Consider the following 16791-nt stretch of genomic DNA (forward strand, 5'->3'; position numbering starts at 1 on the left):
CGGACAGGGGTACGCGCATCGGGAACCGGCGCGGGTGGGCGACGCTCAGCCCGAACCGACACCTCCCGGCTCACGGACGACGCGTCGGCCCGGGCGGCCGTTACGCGGTGACACGGTCGTCGAACACGCCGGATAACGGGCCGGACCAGGGGAAACACGATGCGACATGCGCAGCCGACGTGCCATAGCCTCCCCCTCGTACCGGACTTCGGAAATTACCCACACCCTCGTACGGCCGGGCGCCCGAGGTCAACACCTCGGGTATGGCAGCCAAAGGACAGCTTCTCCCGGCAGCCCCGTCCCGCGGCAGTAGTTTTCGGGCGCAACTACCGTGAGTCTCTTCATGGATTGCCCGGGGCGGGGGTGGGGTAATGTGCGGCCAGCAGGAGCCGCCGATGTCTCTCGGGAAGGAACGTGCATGACCTTCGACGCGCGAAAGACCGGCGGCCTGCCACCCGCTTTCCTGGCCGCCGAGACGTCCTCCTTCCTGGATTTCCTGAAGGCCCAGGCTCCCCAGCTCCTGCCCGCCGAGCGGCGGCTGCCGCCCGCCCGTGGCGACTTCGAAGCACCGCACGGCACGACCGTCATCGCGGCGACCTATGCGGACGGTGTGCTGGTGGCCGGCGACCGGCGCGTCACGATGGGCAACCTCATCGCGCACCGGGAATACGAGAAGGTGTTCCCGGCCGATGAACACTCCGCGATCGCCATCGCCGGCACCGCGGGCCTGGCGGTGGAACTCGTCAAGCTCTTGCAGCTGGAACTCGAGCACTACGAGAAAATAGAAGGCACGGCCCTCTCCCTGGACGGCAAGGCCAACCGGCTGACCAGGATGGTCCGGGACAATCTCAGCATGGCCATGCAGGGCATGGCGGTGGTCCCGCTCTTCGCGGGCTACGACGTGTACAAGGGCGTCGGGCGTGTCTTCTCCTATGATGTCACCGGCAACCGCTCCGAGGAGCGGGGCTTCGCCACCACCGGTTCCGGTTCGGTCCACGCCCGGGGCTCGCTGAAGAAGCTCTACCGGGAGGGCATGCCGGAGCGGGACATCGTCACCGCCGTCGTGCAGGCGCTCTACGACGCCGCGGACGAGGACTCCGCCACGGGCGGCCCCGATCTCACCCGGCGGCTGTTCCCCCTCATCGCCCTCATCACCGAGGACGGGTACCGGCGGCTCGACCAGGACGAGGTCGCGGCGGTCGCGCAGGCCGTCGTCGAGCGGCGCCACACGGCGCCCGACGGACCCCAGGCACCGGTCCTGTAGGCCACGCACACCCGAGCGCCGCTGAGCCGCGCACACCCGTGGGCCGCTGAGCCGCGCACATCCGCAGGCCGCGCACACCGCTCTCCGGCGGTGTTCCGTTTTTGTTTCACACCGCGAGGAGATACGACCATGTCCGGGGTCAACCGCCGTCAGCTTCTGCGGAACGCCACCGCCGCCGCGTCCGGGGTCATCGGGGGGTTAGCCCTGGACACCCCGGCCAGTGCGGCCGAGAGCGCCGCGGAGGCCGGCTGCACACCCCCACTCGGCCCGGTCAAGGCCGGACCCGACGACGCGCGCTACGCGTATCTGGTGCGGCGCGGCCAGAAGCGCTGGGTGGGCACGCCGGACCACGCATGGGTGGTCGGCTCGACCGAACAGGTCGTGGGGGCGGTCCAGGAGGCCGTGGACTCCGGCAAGCGGATCGCCGTGCGCAGCGGCGGACACTGCGCGGAGGGGTGGGTGGACGACCCGGCCGTGCGGGTGCTCATCGACATGTCCGGGATGACGCAGGTCTCGTACGACCCGGCGCGCCGCGCCTTCGCCGTGGAGCCCGGCGCCACCCTGGGCGAGGTGTACCGACGGCTGGCGCTGGGCTGGGGTGTGACGATTCCGGCCGGGTGGTGTCCCGGGGTCGGGGCGGGCGGCCATATCTGCGGGGGTGGCTACGGTGTGCTGTCCCGCGCGATGGGGCTGGTCGTGGACCATCTCTACGCCGTCGAGGTCGTGGTGGTCGACCAGGCCGGCAAGGCGTCGGCCGTGGTCGCCACGCGTGAGGCGGCCGACCCGAACCGCGAGCTGTGGTGGGGCCACACCGGGGGCGGTGGCGGAAACTTCGGCGTGGTGACCCGGTACTGGCTGCGCACGCCGGGAGCGGAGGGCTCCGACCCGGGGCGGCTGCTGCCGCGGGCGCCCAAGAGCGCGATCGCCTTCTCCAGCCAGTGGCCGTGGCAGGCCCTGAAGCTGGATGAGACGAAGTTCACCCGGCTGATCCGCAATCACATGGACTGGTGCGAGCGCAACAGCGCGGTCGGCGCGGCGGCCACCCGGCTGTACGCCGACCTGACGGTGGGCCGCAAGGCCAACGACCTCAACCTCGCCAGCGGCCAGGTGTTCGGCCCCGACGCCGCCGAGCTGCTGGACGACTATCTCGCCGCCCTCGGCGCCGGGGTGGGCACCCCGGTCAACGTGGTCAGGACCGAGCAGCCGTGGCTGGCCGCGGCGCTGGACGGCCCGAACTCGGACATCTACCGGCTCAAGATCAAGTCGGGCTATCTGCGCAAGGGCTTCTCCGACGCCCAGCTCGCCGCCATCTACGAGAACCTCACCCGTGAGCAGGATCCGAAGCTGCTCTTCGGTTCGGTGGGCATCGCCAGTTACGGCGGGCAGATCAGCGCGGTGGCCCCGGACGCCACCGCGTTTCCGCACCGCGACGCGGTGATGCGGGTCCAGTACACCGCGGCGTGGGACGACCCCGGCCAGGACGCCACCTACGTCGAGTGGCTGCGGAGGCTGTACCGCGAGATCTACACCGATACCCACGGGGTGCCGGATCCGAAGGACGGCGCCTACATCAACTACCCGGACGACGACCTGGCGGACCCCTCCGTGAACTCCTCGGGTGTCCCCTGGTCCACGCTGTATTTCAAGGGCAACTACCCGAGGCTTCAGAAGGTCAAGGCCGCCTGGGACCCGAAGAACATCTTCACGCACACGCTGGGCATCGAGCCGCCGAAAACCGCCCGATGACCGCCACGGGGTGACCGGCCACCCGCGACCGGACGCCGGCGTCGGTGAGGTGCCCGCCGGCGTCCGCCCGGTGGCGGACGGCCCGCCGCTCAGTGGTTCAGATGCAGCGGATACGACGTACGGCCGGACGCCGCGTCGATCTCTCCATGCGCCTTCTCCAGCAACTTCGTCGCCAGCTCGTTGAGCGCCCTGGCGCCCGCGATCTCCTCGCCGACCCGCGGCTGGTTGGCGTCGGCGGGAGCCCGGCTGGCGGCCCCGTGGCCCCGCACCTCGCTCCCGTCGGCGAGCCGGACCAGGGCGGCGGCGCGGGTGTGGCGGCTGTCCTCGTCAAATTCCAGTTCGACATGCCAGCCCGCGGTGGTCTGTGGCATGACGATCACCTCCGGAATCGCTCCTGCCGGCAAGTGTCCACTCCCAGCGTGCCTCCACTCCCCCACACCCGCACCACCTGGCTCATGCCCGCGCCACCCGGCGCGTTCCGCGATCAGGTGGCGAAGATCAGCCAGAGGTCCCAGCCGCCGTCCTTGGCCCGGCACTCGTAGCCGTCGGCCCCGCGGGTCAGGAAGTCCTCGCCGACGGCCACGCACTCGTCATGGGCCGCGTAGTGGTCGTGGTACTGGTAGTAGTCCATGACGCTGAAGCTCGTGGCCTCGGCGTGGTGACCGGCCGTCGCGGCCGTCGCGGCCGCTGCCGCCGGACCGCCGACGAGCGCGAGACCGACTGCCACCGCCGCGCCAACTCCTAACGCGTGCAAGCGAGTTCTCATGGAAAGCCCTCCCTGGAAACGGTCAGTGCCCCTCATTCGCCCCTCATTCAAGGAGAGATTCACCCACCCGACAAGACCCATGAAGGTTAGGTTAGGCAAACCTAACTTCTCCCCTATGCTGTTGCCTCATGGACTTCTGGGAACTGACAGGCGTGAGTCTCGGCTACGCGCTCTTACTGGTCGCGCTGTTCACCGCGGTTCTCGTAGGGGCGCTCCACATCGCCCGGGACGCCCTGCTCACGGACTACCCGCCCGCGATCCAACAGCGGTACGGGGAGCAGAGCGCACGGGGACGGCGCACCGCGGTCGTGGCCGGGCTGCTGAATCTGGCGGTGTTCATCGCGGTGCCACTGCTCGGCGTCCTCGACCTGCGCGACCGGGCGGACGGCTCGCTCGGCTTCTGGCCGCCGTTCGCCCTCGGCACGGTCTGCTTCCTCGCCCTCACCCTCTTCGACCTGGTGGTCCTGGACTGGTGGCTGTTCTGCCGCGTACAGCCGCGCTTCATGGTGCTGCCCGGCACGGAAGGCATGCCCGAGTACCGCGACTACGCCTTCCACTTCCGTGTGCTCACGCCCCGGCCCGTGCCGTGGCCGCTGGTGGCCATCCCCGGATACGGGACGGCCGTGGGCGCCGTCACCTCGCTCGCCGAGGCCCTGACCGGCTGAGGCCGCTGCCGCCGGGGGTCATGCCCGGGAACGACCTGGTGGGCGCCGGGTACTGCGTTCTCAGTACCCGCGATTGTCGGCAGCCGCACGACGACGGACGGGCCGCGCGCCGGGAGCCTGGAGAGGTATCCCGAGTCCAGATGCGGAGACCCCCGTCCCATGGCTGCAAGGCGGCCGCCGGCTTCCTGCTGTCGGTGCTCGCGGCCTTCGGCGCGGTCGTCGCGGTCTTTTCCTGGTCACCCGCATGCGCGAGGCGTACGTCCACGGGGACCGGCCCGGCCAGGCGATCGTCACCGGGTTCCGGCACAGCGCCCGGGCGGCCCCGTGGGCCGTACGCACGCGACATCGTCCACCATGGAGCCAGACCCCGACCGGAGAACCCGATGACCAACAGCCTGGAGCGCTATACGGAGCGCCATCACCGCGCCTTCGACCTGGTCGTGGCCGGGGTGCTGTTCGGCTTCGTCGTCCTCGGCGCCGCGCTCAGCACGCCGGGTGGCACCTCGCCGACGTCGGGCCCGGCCCTGCTCGTCGCGGGCTTCTCCTGCGCCGCCCTGGTGGGATGCCGCAGTCACCCGCGCACCGCCGTCGCCGTGACGGCGGTCTGTGCCGCGGCCGCCAGTGCGGTCGGCTATCTGCTCACCCCCCTGTTGCTGGCCCCGGCCATGACGGCGCTCTACTGGCTGGCCACGCTCACCGAGCGGAAGGTCACCTACGCCTACTGCCTGGCCACCATCGCCGCGCTGGTGACCACCGCGATGATCGCCGACCCCGGCCACCACGCGCTGGTGCTCAAGACCATCGGCCCGGCCGTGTGGCTGCTGCTGCCCGTCGCCGCCGGCCGCGCGGTCCGGATACGGCGTGCCTATACGGAAGCCGTCATGGAGGCCGCACAGGCCCGCGCCGAACACGCCGAGCGCACCCGCGAGGAGGAGGCGCGGCACCGGGTCGCCGAGGAGCGCATGCGGATCGCCCGCGAGCTGCACGACGTCGTCGCCCACCACCTGGCCCTGGCCAACGCCCAGGCGGGCACCGCCGCACACCTCGCCCGGAACCACCCCGACCAGGCCCACAAGATCCTCACCGACCTGGCCTCCACCACCTCCTCCGCGCTGCGCGAGCTCAAGGCCACCGTCGGCCTGCTGCGCCGGACGGACGAGCCGGCCGCGCCCCTGGAACCCAGCCCCGGACTCGACCGGCTCCCCGAGCTGACCGCCGCGTTCGCCTCCGCCGGGCTCCCGGTCACGGTCACCACGCGCGGCGAGCCGCGGCGGCTCTCCCCGGGAGTGGATCTGACCGCTTTCCGGATCGTGCAGGAGGCCCTCACCAACGTCACCAAGCACGCCGCCGCGCACGCCGCGCAGGTACGGCTCAGCTACTCCCGCGACCTGCTGACCATCAGCGTCACCGACGACGGAACCGCCACGGCCGCCGCCGCACCGGCGCCCGGACGCGGCTTCGGCCTCATCGGCATGCGCGAGCGCGCCCACTCGGTGGGCGGCGCGCTCACCACGGGCCGCCGCCCGGAAGGCGGCTTCGAGGTCACCGCCGAACTGCCGCTGCACCCCGGCCCGGAACCCGCGCCGCGGGCCGAAGAGCGGGAGGCCTGACGCGCCTTCGGCCGCGTCACACGCATTGCGCGCTGGGTCAACGACTGTGCGCTCGCTGTCAATGCCTTCCGGCCGGGCCCGCGGGAGACTCGACGCGCCCCTTCGTCACCTGACCCACCATGGAGGGACTGCGCGGTGCGGATCGTCTATGCCGACGGCAAGACCGAGCGGGAAATGGAACTGCGCGTCGGCCGGCCGAACGCCACGCTGGCCGACCTCGCCGCGGCCTTGGACATACCGGCCAGCGGACTGAGCATCGACGGCCGGACGGCGCCGCCGGAAACGGGGCTGAGCGAGTCCGGCCTCGCCCACGGATCGCGGGTGGCCCGGGCGGGCTGGGGCTCCGCCGGCGGGCCGCGGGTGGCGGCCGCCGTACTGCGGGTGGTCGGCGGGCTCGAGGCCGGGCACAGCATTCCGCTGCGGGTGGGCAGGACGGTCATCGGCCGCGGTGCCGAGGCGGATGTGCGGGTCGTGGCCACGGGGGTGTCCAGGCTGCACGCCGCGCTGGAGGTCTCGGCCGACGGGCAGGTGCACATCACCGACCTGGACTCGGTCAACGGCACCGACGTGTGCGGCGAGCGCATCTCCAAGGCCGTCCGGCTCCAGCCCGAGGACCTGGTCTCGCTGGGTGGCGAGGTGATGGTGCGCGTCCTGCCACCGGACCGCCTCGGCCCCGTGCAGCGGGTCAACCCGGTCCGGGAGGTGGGGCCCGGTGGCACCCTGCCGTTCAACCGCCCACCGCGTGGCGGCAGGCCGGGAGAGCCGCCGCGGATCGCCGCGCCCGCGCCGCCGCCGAGCGCCAACAAGGCTCCGTTCTCCATCTCCAGCATGCTCGGTCCGCTGGTCCTGGCCGGTGCGATCGTCGGCCTCACCCACGACATCCGCTACGCGGCCATCGCGGCGCTCACCCCCCTGATGTTCTTGGGGAACTTCATGGAGGACCGGCTGCGGGGCCGCTTCACCTTCCGGCGCGGGATGCGGGATCACACCGCCCGGGTCGCGGAGTTCGAGCAGACCGTGGCCACGCGCCACGCGGCCGAGATCCGTACCCGCCGGGCGGCCCATCCCGACCCCGCGGAGGTGGTCCACCGGGCGACCGCGCCGGGGGTCGCCCTGTGGGAACGGCGCCCGGGCGCCCCGGACTTCCTCAAGACGGTGGTCGGCACCGCCGACCTGTCCTGGAATCCACCGCTGGAGACCAGCTCCTCGGGGCCGGCGCCGGAGGTGGCGGACATCGTGGGTGCGCGGCATGTGCTGCCGCAGGTGCCGGTCGTGGTCGGGGTGTCGGCCGGTGAGGCGGTGGGGTTCGAGGGGGACCGGCGGGCGGCCCTCGCCATCGCCCGGTCCCTGCTGTGCCAGGCGGTGGTGGGGAGCGGGCCGGCGGATGTGACGCTGGCGGTGTTCGCCGACCCGGAACGGCTCGCCGACTGGGACTGGACGAAGTGGCTGCCGCACGGCGCGGACCCGCAGTCGGGTACGACGCGGCTGGCGGCGGTCGGGCCCGAGCAGTCCGAAGCGCTGGCCCGCGGTCTGCTGGCCGCCGCGCCCCGGCGTACGGAGGGCGGCGCCGGCCCGGTGCTGCTGGTGGTCGTGGACGGCGCCACACTGCTGGAGGGCCGGCCCTGCCCGCTGCGGGACCTGCTCGCCGACCGCACCCTGCGCTGCGGTGCCCTGGTACTCACCACCCGGCTGCCCGCGCTGTGCACCTCGGTGGTCACCGCCGCGGCGGACGGCCGTGGCCGGGTGCGCGACGTGGCCTCCGACGAGGTGGTGTCGGATGTGCTGCTGGGCGGCATGCCGGTGGCCGAGGCGCGCGCCACCGCCCGGGCGCTGGCCCGGTTCGAGGACCCGGAGCTACGGGTCGAGGGCGCGGGGCTGCCCGACCGTATCTCCCTGCTGCCGCTGCTGGATCTGGCCGCCGTCTCCGGGGCCGAGGTCGGCCACCGCTGGAAGACGCGGGCCCCGGCCCTGCGGGTGCAGGCCGTGCTCGGGGTCAGCGAGCGGGACCTGTTCACCGTGGACCTCGACGACGACGGGCCGCACGCGCTGATCGCCGGGACCACCGGATCCGGCAAGAGCGAGCTGCTGCGCACCCTCATCGCGAGCATGGCCACCGACGCCGACCCCGAGCATCTGACCTTCGCGCTGGTGGACTACAAGGGTGGCGGCGCCCTGGACGAGTGCACCGAACTCCCGCACACCGTCGGCCTGGTCACCGACCTCGACGAGCAGCTCAGCGAGCGCGCCCTGCGCTGTCTGGACGCCGAGCTGCGCCACCGCGAACGCCTGCTGCGCGAGGTGGGCCTGAGCCATATCCGCGACTACCAACGGCTGCGTGACACCGGAGACCCGGGCATGGAACCGATGCCCCGGCTCGCCGTCGTGATCGACGAGTTCGCCACCCTGGTCAAGGCCCTGCCGGACTTCGTCGACTCACTGGTGAGCATCGCACAGCGCGGACGCACCCTCGGCGTCCACCTGATCATGGCCACCCAGCGGCCCGCCGGCTCGGTCAACGACGCCATCAAGAACAACGTCAAACTGCGGATCGCGCTGCGCCTCGAGAGCACCGGGGACTCGGGCGACGTCATCGACAGCCCGGCCGCGGCCGGGATCGGCACCCGCCAGTGGGGACGCGCCTACTACCGGCTCAGCGCGCGGGAGGTGCTGCCGGTGCAGACCGCGCTGTCCACCGGGGTCACCCCGCAGGCCGCGGTCACCGCCCCGGTGACGATCGCACCGTTCATCCTGGGCATGCCCGTTCTGACGGCGGCCACCGACGGCACGGAAGGCGAGACCGATCTACGACGGCTGGTCACGGCCACGCGGCAGGCCGCGGACCTCTCCGGATTCGCCCCGCCGCGGCGGCCCTGGCCCGATCCGCTGCCCGACGTCCTCCACCGCGCGGACCTCCCCCCGGTCGCCGAACAGGGCCTGCACACCGAGACCGCCGGGCTGCCCTCCTGGGCGCTCGCCGACGATCCCGACCGGCAGCGGCAGTACGCGGTCGGCTGGGACCCGGCCGCGGGAAACCTCCTGGTCTACGGGGTAGGCGGCTCGGGCACCTCCACCGCCCTGGCCGCGCTCGCCCTGGCCGTCGCCGCCTCCTGCCCGCCCGACCGGCACCACATCTTCGCCCTCGACCTCGGCGCGGGCGACCTGGCCCCGCTGGCCGCGCTCCCGCACACCGGCGCCCACATCGGGTCCGGCGAGCGCGAACGGCAGGTGCGGCTGATCAAGCTGCTGCGCCGGGAGCTCGACGAACGCAAGTCCCGCGGCCCGGCCGGCTCCCCGGACTGGCTGGTGCTGCTGGACAACCTCGGCGCCCTGATCTCGGACTTCGACAAGGACGTGGCGGGGATGAACCTGATCGACGAGCTCGCCCGCGTCTACGCCGACGGCCCCGCGGTCGGCATCAGGTTCGCGGTCAGCGCCGACCGCTCCGGCGCCGTGCCGTCGGCCTGGTCCGCCCTGACGCAGACCAAGCTGCTGCTGCGGCTGGCCGACCCCGGCGAGTACGGATACTTCGACCTGCCGCGCAACGCGGTCCCCAGCTATGTACCGGGCCGGGCGGTCGTGGCCGCCAGCCGGCAGGTGATCCAGATCGGCTGGCCGGGCGAGGACCTGGCGGCGGCGGTCGCGGACACCGCCACCCGGTGGGCCGATGCCCAGCGCAGCGCCCCGGGGGTCGGGCTGCTGCCCACCGACGTGGCCGCCACCGGCCTCACGGCGCCGGCCCAGACCGCCGCGGACCCCTGGTGGCTGCCAGTCGGCATGGACTCCGACACCCTCGGCTGCGCCGGGCTGCGGCTGTACGAGCGCGAACACGCCCTGATCGCCGGGCCGCAGCGGTCCGGCCGCAGCACGGCCCTGTGCACCCTCGCCCGGCTCGTGACGGCGTCGGCGTCAGCGTCGGCGTCCACCGAAGCCCCGCCCACGGTCATCGGCTTCGCCCCGCGCCGCTCCCCGCTGCGGGACCTGTCCGGGCTGACCGCCCTGGTCACCACGTACGACGAGCTCGAACGGGCCCTCGCGGCCCTCCCCCTGGACCGGCCCGCCCTCCTCCTGGCCGACGACGCCGACACGGTGGAGGACGAGCGCGGCTTCCTGGAACAGTGGCTGTCCTTCCCCGCCACCGGCCACCACCTGATCGCCGCCGGCCGCGCCGACGCCCTGCGCCGCGCGTACGGCCACTGGACCCAACGCGCCCGCGACAGCCGCTGCGGCGTCCTCCTGTGCCCCGACCACGACCTCGACGGCGACCTGCTGGGCACCGAGCTGCCCCGCCACGACCGCATGGCGCCGCTGCCGGGGCGGGGCTACCTCGTGGTGGACGGGGTCGCGGCGGGGGTGCAGGTGGCGAACTGACGTAGAGCCATTGGCATATGACGCATTGCACGGAGTGCATATGGACTGTGCGTCCCAGGTCAATGACACGGCGAAGCCCGGGGCCGGAGAATTCTCGAGTGAGCCACACAGGGGGAACTGACTGATGCCACCGAAGTATGACTTCGACGCCGCCGAGCGGCTCAGGCAACAGCTTTCCCAGCTCGTCGACAAGCTCGACTGGTACATCTGGCTGCGCGAGGGCCAGCGCAAGGCTCTGCTAGGCGCCCCCCACAGCGACAACTGGCAGGGCGCGAAGCGCAACCGTTTTGAAACCGACTACGCCCGCCAGCGGGCGGCGCTCACCGATCTCAAGGCCGCGGCCCTCAGGCTCCAGTCACAGGTGAACCAGGCGACCGCGTCGGCGCACGCCGCCGAGAAGACCAAGGACTAGGTACGGCAGCGACATGACCACCGTCTCCGCGATTCCGGAGAACCTGTACAGGTACTCCGATGTGTGCACCAACGGTGCCGAGCAGCTGCAGACCTGGGTCCGCACGGTCCTCGGGCCTACGCTCATGGCGTATCAGAACGGCGGTGGATTCTGCGAGCCCATTGACGGGCGGGTCGCCACGCAGGTGGCGGCCGCGTATTACACCGACCGGGACGTGAGGACTGTCGGCCAGGCGTTCCTTCAGGCCGGAGGCGTTCTCGTACGGGGGCGGAACCAGCCGATCCGCGCCAACGAGAAGGCCGTCAACGCGGCTTTTACGAAACTGCAGACAGAGGCCGCGCGTCAGCAGGCAGAGGCCGCGCATCAAGTGCAGATCAACGCGGGGGCAGCGCTCGCCAAGCGCCTGATGAACGCCGAGCCCGTCGAGGTCACCGGCATCATCAGGGAACTCGCCAAACACGGCAACGACCCCTATTTCAGCGCGGGTTTCTACAACAACCTGGACGAGCGGCGCATCGAGACCGCGATGGCACAGGGTGGCATTCCGGCACTGGTGAGCGCCTACTCGAGCGGCATGCTGGACAAGAAGGTCTACGCCGGCGTCAACGCCCGGCTCGCCAGGCCCGTCCCCGAGGTCCGCTTCGCCGTGAACCTCGAAGACCATTACATGACCGCGGCCCAGAAGATGGAGTTCCTCAACGCTATCGGCGCCAATCCGGCGGCCGCCCGCAACTTCGCCCAGTCGCTGAGCCAGGCCCAGCTCAGGAGTCTCTTCGAAGGCCCCATGGCGAAGGAGCCGCTGTGGCGGAGCAAAGTGGCCGGGGTCCTCTCGTCAGGCATACCGACATGGCCGGGCGGCGCGCAGCCTCCCGACAGCTCGACGGATCTCTCCTACGAGCTCTGGTTCGCCGGCTACCTTCCTTACCCGTCCGTGGATCCCGACGGGAGTAAATACTCCCGTGAGCAGGACGCGGTTCTGAGTTGGATCGAGCTGCACCGAGAGACCATCTTCCAGGAAGCGCGACGGTACAACATCGACCCGAAGGCCATCGTGGCCGCCATCGCCTGGGAAGGGATCGTGAACAACTGGCAACCCTTCCCCTCGCCAATTCCCCCCAACGTCCCTGCGCCCTTGGGCCGGCATGCGATCGGCCCGGGCAAGGTACACATCGACACGGCTGTCGTCAAACAGATCGAGGCTCGGGGATATCTTCCCCACAGGGGGCTGTTCGAGCGCGAGGCGATACTGGCCACCCCCGAAGGGTCGATCAAATACATCGCCGCGATCATGGGTGCCTTCGCGGATGTTACGGACCGCGAGGGGCACCACGGGAGTATCCGCTACAGGCCCGAGATACTCGCCAGTGAGTTCCAAGGAAGGGACCTGGAGGCCTGGGAACGGCATCTCCGGGCCAAGCCGCCGGGCGAACCATTCGTGCCCGGGAACGACATGGGCAAATGGACCGCCCGGAATGGGGGCTTCCTGAACGACGCCCTGCGGCTCTGGGAGGGGAATGAACCCGCATCGCCCCCTGCGACACCCACGCCCGGAACCAGCCCAACTCCTCGTTGATGAGGCGCCTTCAGACGCCGCCCCAAGACACCCCCGTCGTAAATCAGCCACCTGATCGACGACTCAAGAAATACACGAGAACACAGGAGAAACACCATGGCAGGCACGGTCAAGGTCGACGACGCGGCACACGCCGCAAGCCGCAAGTTCCTCGGCATCATCGACGGCGGATTCCAGCAGTCCATCAGCCAGCTCTCCGCCGCCGGGAACATCCTCAGCGACCAGAGCCACTGGGACGGCAAGCACGCAGCCGAGTTCCGCTCCGCCTGGAGCGGAGCCCAGGCGGATCTGAACAAGATCAAGCAGTCCCTGGACGAGTTCCAGCGGAAGTTCGACTCGGTCCTGAAGAACATCACCCAGGCCGGCGGCAACGGCTGACCGTGTCCGAGGGCGTCACAGCAGGAACTCCCTAAGGAAACTCCTATGTCTGAGAGGGATCCGGTCCACCCCTGGACCGGGGAGCTGAACCCCGCCGACCTCGAACGCCTCGGCGCGGAGCCGTTGCGGCGGTCGGACCCGGTGGCGATCGGGCCCTATCGGGTGCTCGCGCGCCTGGGTGGCGGGGGGATGGGCCGGCTCTACCTCGGGCGGGAAGCGGGCGTGGAGGGGGAGGCGGCGGCCCCGTACGGGGCGGGGGCGCTGGTGGCCGTCAAGGTCATCCGGCCGGAGCACGCCGAGGACCCGAGGTTCCGGCGCCGGTTCGAGCGCGAGGTCGAGGTCGTACGGCGGGTCCACGGGAAGTACACGGCGGGGCTGCTCGGTTCGGGCTTCGACGAGGAGGAGCGCCTGTGGATGGCGACCGCGTACGTCCCGGGGCCAAGCCTCGACGACGCGGTGCGCCGCTTCGGCCCACTGCCCGCGCCGGTCGTGTGGCGGCTGGCGGGCGAGATCGGGGAGGCGCTCGCCACGCTCGCCGCCGCCGGGATCGTCCACCGCGATCTCAAGCCGTCCAATGTCCTGCTGGGCGCGGACGGGGCAAGGGTCATCGACTTCGGGGTCGCCCACACCACTGACGCCAGTGTGCTGACCATGACCGGTCAGCATGTGGGCACCCCGGCGTTCATGTCCCCCGAGCAGGCCGACGGCCGGGAGGCGGGCACCGCTTCGGACGTCTTCTCGCTCGGCTCGGTGCTGGCGCACGCGGCGACCGGCAGAACGCCGTTCGGCGAGGGGTCGACGGCCGATGTCGTCCACCGCGTGGTCTACTCGCCGCCGAGCGAAGACGTGCTGGCCAGGGTGGCGGAGTCCGATCCGGCCCTGGCGGAGCTGGTGGGCCGCTGTCTGGACAAGAGCCCGGAGGGGCGGCCGAGCCCGCAGGAGGTCGTCGACGCGGCGCGGCAGCACGCGTCGGCCCGGGAGTGGCCGTCGTCGCTCGCGGAGCTGATCGGGGCCCGCTCCGAGTGGAGCGGGCACGCCGCCGCCGTGTCGCCGATGGATCAGCTGACCATCCTTCGCCGCGGCGCGCCGGAGCGTACGCTGCGGCCGGCGGCGCCCAAGAGCCGCCGTGGCCTGGCGTGGGCCGCCGCGGCCGCCGTCGTCGCCGTGGCCATCGGTGTGGTGGCCTTCGTCGCACCGGGGATGGGCTCCTCGGACGACGGCAAAAAGAAGGTCGCCGCGACCGCCACCAAGTCCGCGCAGCACCCGCGGGCGTCGAAGTCACCCGCGGCGAAGCACTCGCCGAAGCCGTCGCCGGGCACGACGTCTCCCTCTGCGAACCCCCCGGCCGGTGGCAATGGTGGTGGCGACGGCGGCGACGGCGGCGATGGGGGCGGGGGCGGGGGCGGCGGCGGGGGCGGCGGCTCCGAGGAGACCCAGCCCCCTGCCAACCCGAACCCACCGGCCAAGACCACCACTGCCACCCCGGACCCGCCCAAGCAGACGCAGACTCCGCCCAAGACCCCGGCGCCGAAGCCGTGGAAGTCCTGCCGCTACTACTCCGGCAGCGCGCTCACCCAAATCAACGACCGGGGCGACCGCGTCCGCCAGGTGCAGTGCATCCTCAAGGCCCGCAAGTACGACATCGGCCCCGGCGGTGTCGACGGGGAATTCGGCCCCGACACACGGGCGGCGGTCAAGCGATTCCAGCAGATTCACGGCCTGCACGTCGACGGCCAAGTGGGAGAGGACACCTGGCCGGCGCTCCGCGCCTGAGCGGAAACGACACTAAAACGCCGCAGAAACGACACGGCTGAGCCGGCGGTCCCCCGCCGGCTCAGCCACAGCGCCCCCGGCGACCGCTATCGGACGTCTACGGGCACACCCTCGCGCCTGCGGTACTCGCCGGGTGTGATCCCGTACTCCTTCTTGAAGGCCCGGTTGAACACCGCCGCGTCCTGGAAGCCCCACTGTGCCCGGATCACGGTCATGCTCTGCCCCGCGAGGCAGGGGTTGGTCAGATCGGCCCGGCAGCGCTCCAGCCGCCGCTCCCGGACGAACCCGCCGACCGTCTGCTCGTCCTGCCGGAACAAGTGGTGCAGATAGCGGACCGAGATGTGGTGCGCCGTCGCGATGGTCGTCGGCGACAGGTCGGGATCACCGAGGTTGCGGTCGATGTACGACTTGATCTCCCTCAGGAGCGCCGCCTGCCGCGGCAGGCGCGCCGCGTCGTCCCGTAGGTCGGTCACACTGCTGAGGAACGCCACCGCCAGATCGACCGCGGCGCGCCCCACCCAGGTCGCCTGCGGGATCTCCACCGCCCCGGCAGGCCCGGCCAGCCCCTCCAGGAACCGCGCGAGGAGGGCCGCCGGGCCCGCGTCCGAGGACGTCGGCCGCGCCGCGAAGCCGCGCAGTGCGTGGTGCGGCAGCGACAGCGCGCTTCCCGGCAGATGCAGGACCATCGCCCGGGGCGGTCTCGCCGGGTCGGCCGCCGCCGCGTCGAACGGCTCCCATGGGTCCCACAACACCAATTGGCCGGGCTCCAGACGTTTGGCACCGGGCCCCCGGCCCAGCGTCAGCGGCCCGTCGGACACCAGGACCAGCCACCATGCCCGCGGATCGCCGCTCCGGGCAGGCCGGCGGGTGTGCGACGGACTCGGTACGGACAGCGAAGACAGCCCGGGAAAGCGCAGCACGGTCATCCGCACGGGCCCCAACTCCAGCTCGGTGCGGTGCCCGGGCCGGCCACGGTCGCTTGTCGAAAAGGCAGTCGCCGTCGGCTGCCGTGAGCGTAAGAGCGATGGCAATGTAATGGTGTTACCTTCCCCGTATCAGGCGCGGCATGACCACGGCGCACCGGAGGGGCGCGCCGACACCATTGCCTGCTCAACGAGTCTGCCGAGGTGGTGCGGGGCACGTCCTTAGCGCTGGGCGCCAGCCGCTTAGCGCTGGGCGCCAATCAAGTCGCTCCCCCGGCTACCGCTGTGTGGCGCCCCCTGGGCGAGGTGCCGGAAGTCCTTGGGCGGCATGCCGTAAGCGGCACGGAAGGCGCGGGTGAAGTCGGCCGGCCGGGGAAATCCCCAGCGGGCGGCGATGGCGTGGATGGGCCGCGTACGCAGCCCCGGATCGGCCAGCTCTCGGCGGGCCTGTTCCAGCCGTTGGCAGCGGATGTAGGCGGAGACCGTGGTGTTCTGCTGACGGAACAGACGGTGCAGGGAGCGGACCGAGATGTGCTGGGCCGCCGCGATCTGCTCGGGAGTCAACTCGGGGTCGGTCAGGTGCTGGTGGATGTAGCTGTGGACGCGCATGGCCAGGGCGTGCTGGAAGGTCTCGGGCGGCTCTTGGCCAGCGAACTGGTGGGCGAGCACGGCGGTGGCCAGGTCGAGCGCGATGACACCCAACCGCACGGAATCCGAGGGTCCGTAGGACGTGGTGTCGTTGAGCAGGCCCGTGAGGAAGTCGGTGAGCAGGGCGCCCATCCCGGCCCGCCCCGGCAGCCTGATCGCGCACCGCCGGTCGGCGAGACCGTCGGGCAGCGGCAGCAGCGCCCGCGGGATCAGCATCTCCGCGGCCGAAACCGTGCCGCCCGCCGCGTCCAGTCGGCCCCGATACGGGTGCGAACTACCGATCAGCACAAGGTCACCCCGCTCGACCAGGATCTCCCGGCCGTCCTGGACAACCCCCATGTGCCCGCACAGGGGCACCGCGAGGTAGTAGATCTCGGGGTCGGACTTCCGGATCAACGTCGCGGTCCGGACGGAGTCCAGAGGCGGACAGGTGAACAGGGAAACCTGGAGGATGCCAAGGTCCAGCACCCGCAGGGTGCCCTGGAAGTCGGCGCTGTGTTCCGTACGGATCTCATGAGGCGAGTGGCTCTCGAACGCCAGATCGCGCCACCTCTCGAACCGGTCCGCCGCGGGCAGTTCATCGCTGCGGAATAACGTCTCGATCACTCTCCGTGCCTCCCCCGAAGGTCCTGATGCCCGACCGTCCCGACGGCTGACGGCCTGAC

Annotated in this window: 13 protein-coding genes; 9 read left to right on the forward strand and 4 right to left on the reverse strand. The window is 71.5% G+C overall.

Features of this window, described 5'->3' with window-relative positions:
• Window positions 1–418: 418 nt before the first annotated feature.
• On the forward strand, window positions 419–1264 hold the full coding sequence (gene prcB / locus ACWY4P_RS08965) for a proteasome subunit beta (protein WP_456209779.1): 846 nt from the start codon (window positions 419–421) through the stop codon (window positions 1262–1264).
• 129 nt (window positions 1265–1393) lie between these two features.
• Window positions 1394–3010 carry an FAD-binding oxidoreductase gene (locus ACWY4P_RS08970; protein ID WP_456209781.1) on the forward strand — a complete coding sequence of 539 codons (1617 nt, stop codon included), beginning with the start codon at window positions 1394–1396 and terminating at the stop codon, window positions 3008–3010.
• 89 nt (window positions 3011–3099) lie between these two features.
• Here ACWY4P_RS08970 and ACWY4P_RS08975 read toward each other — a convergent pair whose 3' ends face one another.
• Both ACWY4P_RS08975 and ACWY4P_RS08980 read right to left on the reverse strand, forming a co-directional pair.
• Window positions 3100–3381: a DUF1876 domain-containing protein gene (locus tag ACWY4P_RS08975; protein WP_456209783.1), complete on the reverse strand. Its 282-nt coding sequence runs from the start codon at window positions 3379–3381 to the stop codon at window positions 3100–3102.
• A 113-nt stretch (window positions 3382–3494) separates the two neighbouring features.
• Window positions 3495–3737 carry a hypothetical protein gene (locus ACWY4P_RS08980; protein ID WP_456209784.1) on the reverse strand — a complete coding sequence of 81 codons (243 nt, stop codon included), beginning with the start codon at window positions 3735–3737 and terminating at the stop codon, window positions 3495–3497.
• 167 nt (window positions 3738–3904) lie between these two features.
• Between ACWY4P_RS08980 and ACWY4P_RS08985 the strand changes: the two genes are divergently transcribed.
• The 7 genes from ACWY4P_RS08985 (at window position 3905) to ACWY4P_RS09015 (ending at window position 14555) form a co-directional block, all read left to right on the forward strand.
• Window positions 3905–4441, forward strand: coding sequence for a hypothetical protein (locus ACWY4P_RS08985; protein WP_456209786.1), 537 nt, complete (start codon window positions 3905–3907; stop codon window positions 4439–4441).
• Window positions 4442–4824: 383 nt separating this feature from the next.
• Complete coding sequence (locus tag ACWY4P_RS08990) at window positions 4825–6051, forward strand: sensor histidine kinase (RefSeq protein WP_456209788.1); 1227 nt, start codon at window positions 4825–4827, stop codon at window positions 6049–6051.
• Window positions 6052–6186: 135 nt separating this feature from the next.
• On the forward strand, window positions 6187–10419 hold the full coding sequence (locus ACWY4P_RS08995; protein WP_456209789.1) for an FtsK/SpoIIIE domain-containing protein: 4233 nt from the start codon (window positions 6187–6189) through the stop codon (window positions 10417–10419).
• Window positions 10420–10543: 124 nt separating this feature from the next.
• Window positions 10544–10831, forward strand: a complete 288-nt coding sequence (locus ACWY4P_RS09000; protein WP_456209791.1) for a hypothetical protein — start codon at window positions 10544–10546, stop codon at window positions 10829–10831.
• 13 nt (window positions 10832–10844) lie between these two features.
• Window positions 10845–12404 carry a hypothetical protein gene (locus tag ACWY4P_RS09005; RefSeq protein ID WP_456209793.1) on the forward strand — a complete coding sequence of 520 codons (1560 nt, stop codon included), beginning with the start codon at window positions 10845–10847 and terminating at the stop codon, window positions 12402–12404.
• A gap of 96 nt (window positions 12405–12500) precedes the next feature.
• Window positions 12501–12782, forward strand: a complete 282-nt coding sequence (locus ACWY4P_RS09010) for a hypothetical protein (protein WP_456209795.1) — start codon at window positions 12501–12503, stop codon at window positions 12780–12782.
• Window positions 12783–12827: 45 nt separating this feature from the next.
• Window positions 12828–14555: a protein kinase domain-containing protein gene (locus ACWY4P_RS09015; RefSeq protein ID WP_456209796.1), complete on the forward strand. Its 1728-nt coding sequence runs from the start codon at window positions 12828–12830 to the stop codon at window positions 14553–14555.
• Window positions 14556–14641: 86 nt separating this feature from the next.
• On the opposite strand, the gene ACWY4P_RS09020 is transcribed toward ACWY4P_RS09015, so the two are convergent.
• Both ACWY4P_RS09020 and ACWY4P_RS09025 read right to left on the reverse strand, forming a co-directional pair.
• Entirely contained in the window at window positions 14642–15481 is an 840-nt protein-coding gene (locus tag ACWY4P_RS09020) for a helix-turn-helix domain-containing protein (protein WP_456212860.1), read from the reverse strand.
• 240 nt (window positions 15482–15721) lie between these two features.
• Complete coding sequence (locus ACWY4P_RS09025; RefSeq protein ID WP_456209798.1) at window positions 15722–16732, reverse strand: AraC-like ligand-binding domain-containing protein; 1011 nt, start codon at window positions 16730–16732, stop codon at window positions 15722–15724.
• Between the last annotated feature and the right edge of the window lie 59 nt (window positions 16733–16791).

The organism is Streptomyces sp. LZ34 (assembly GCF_053890475.1).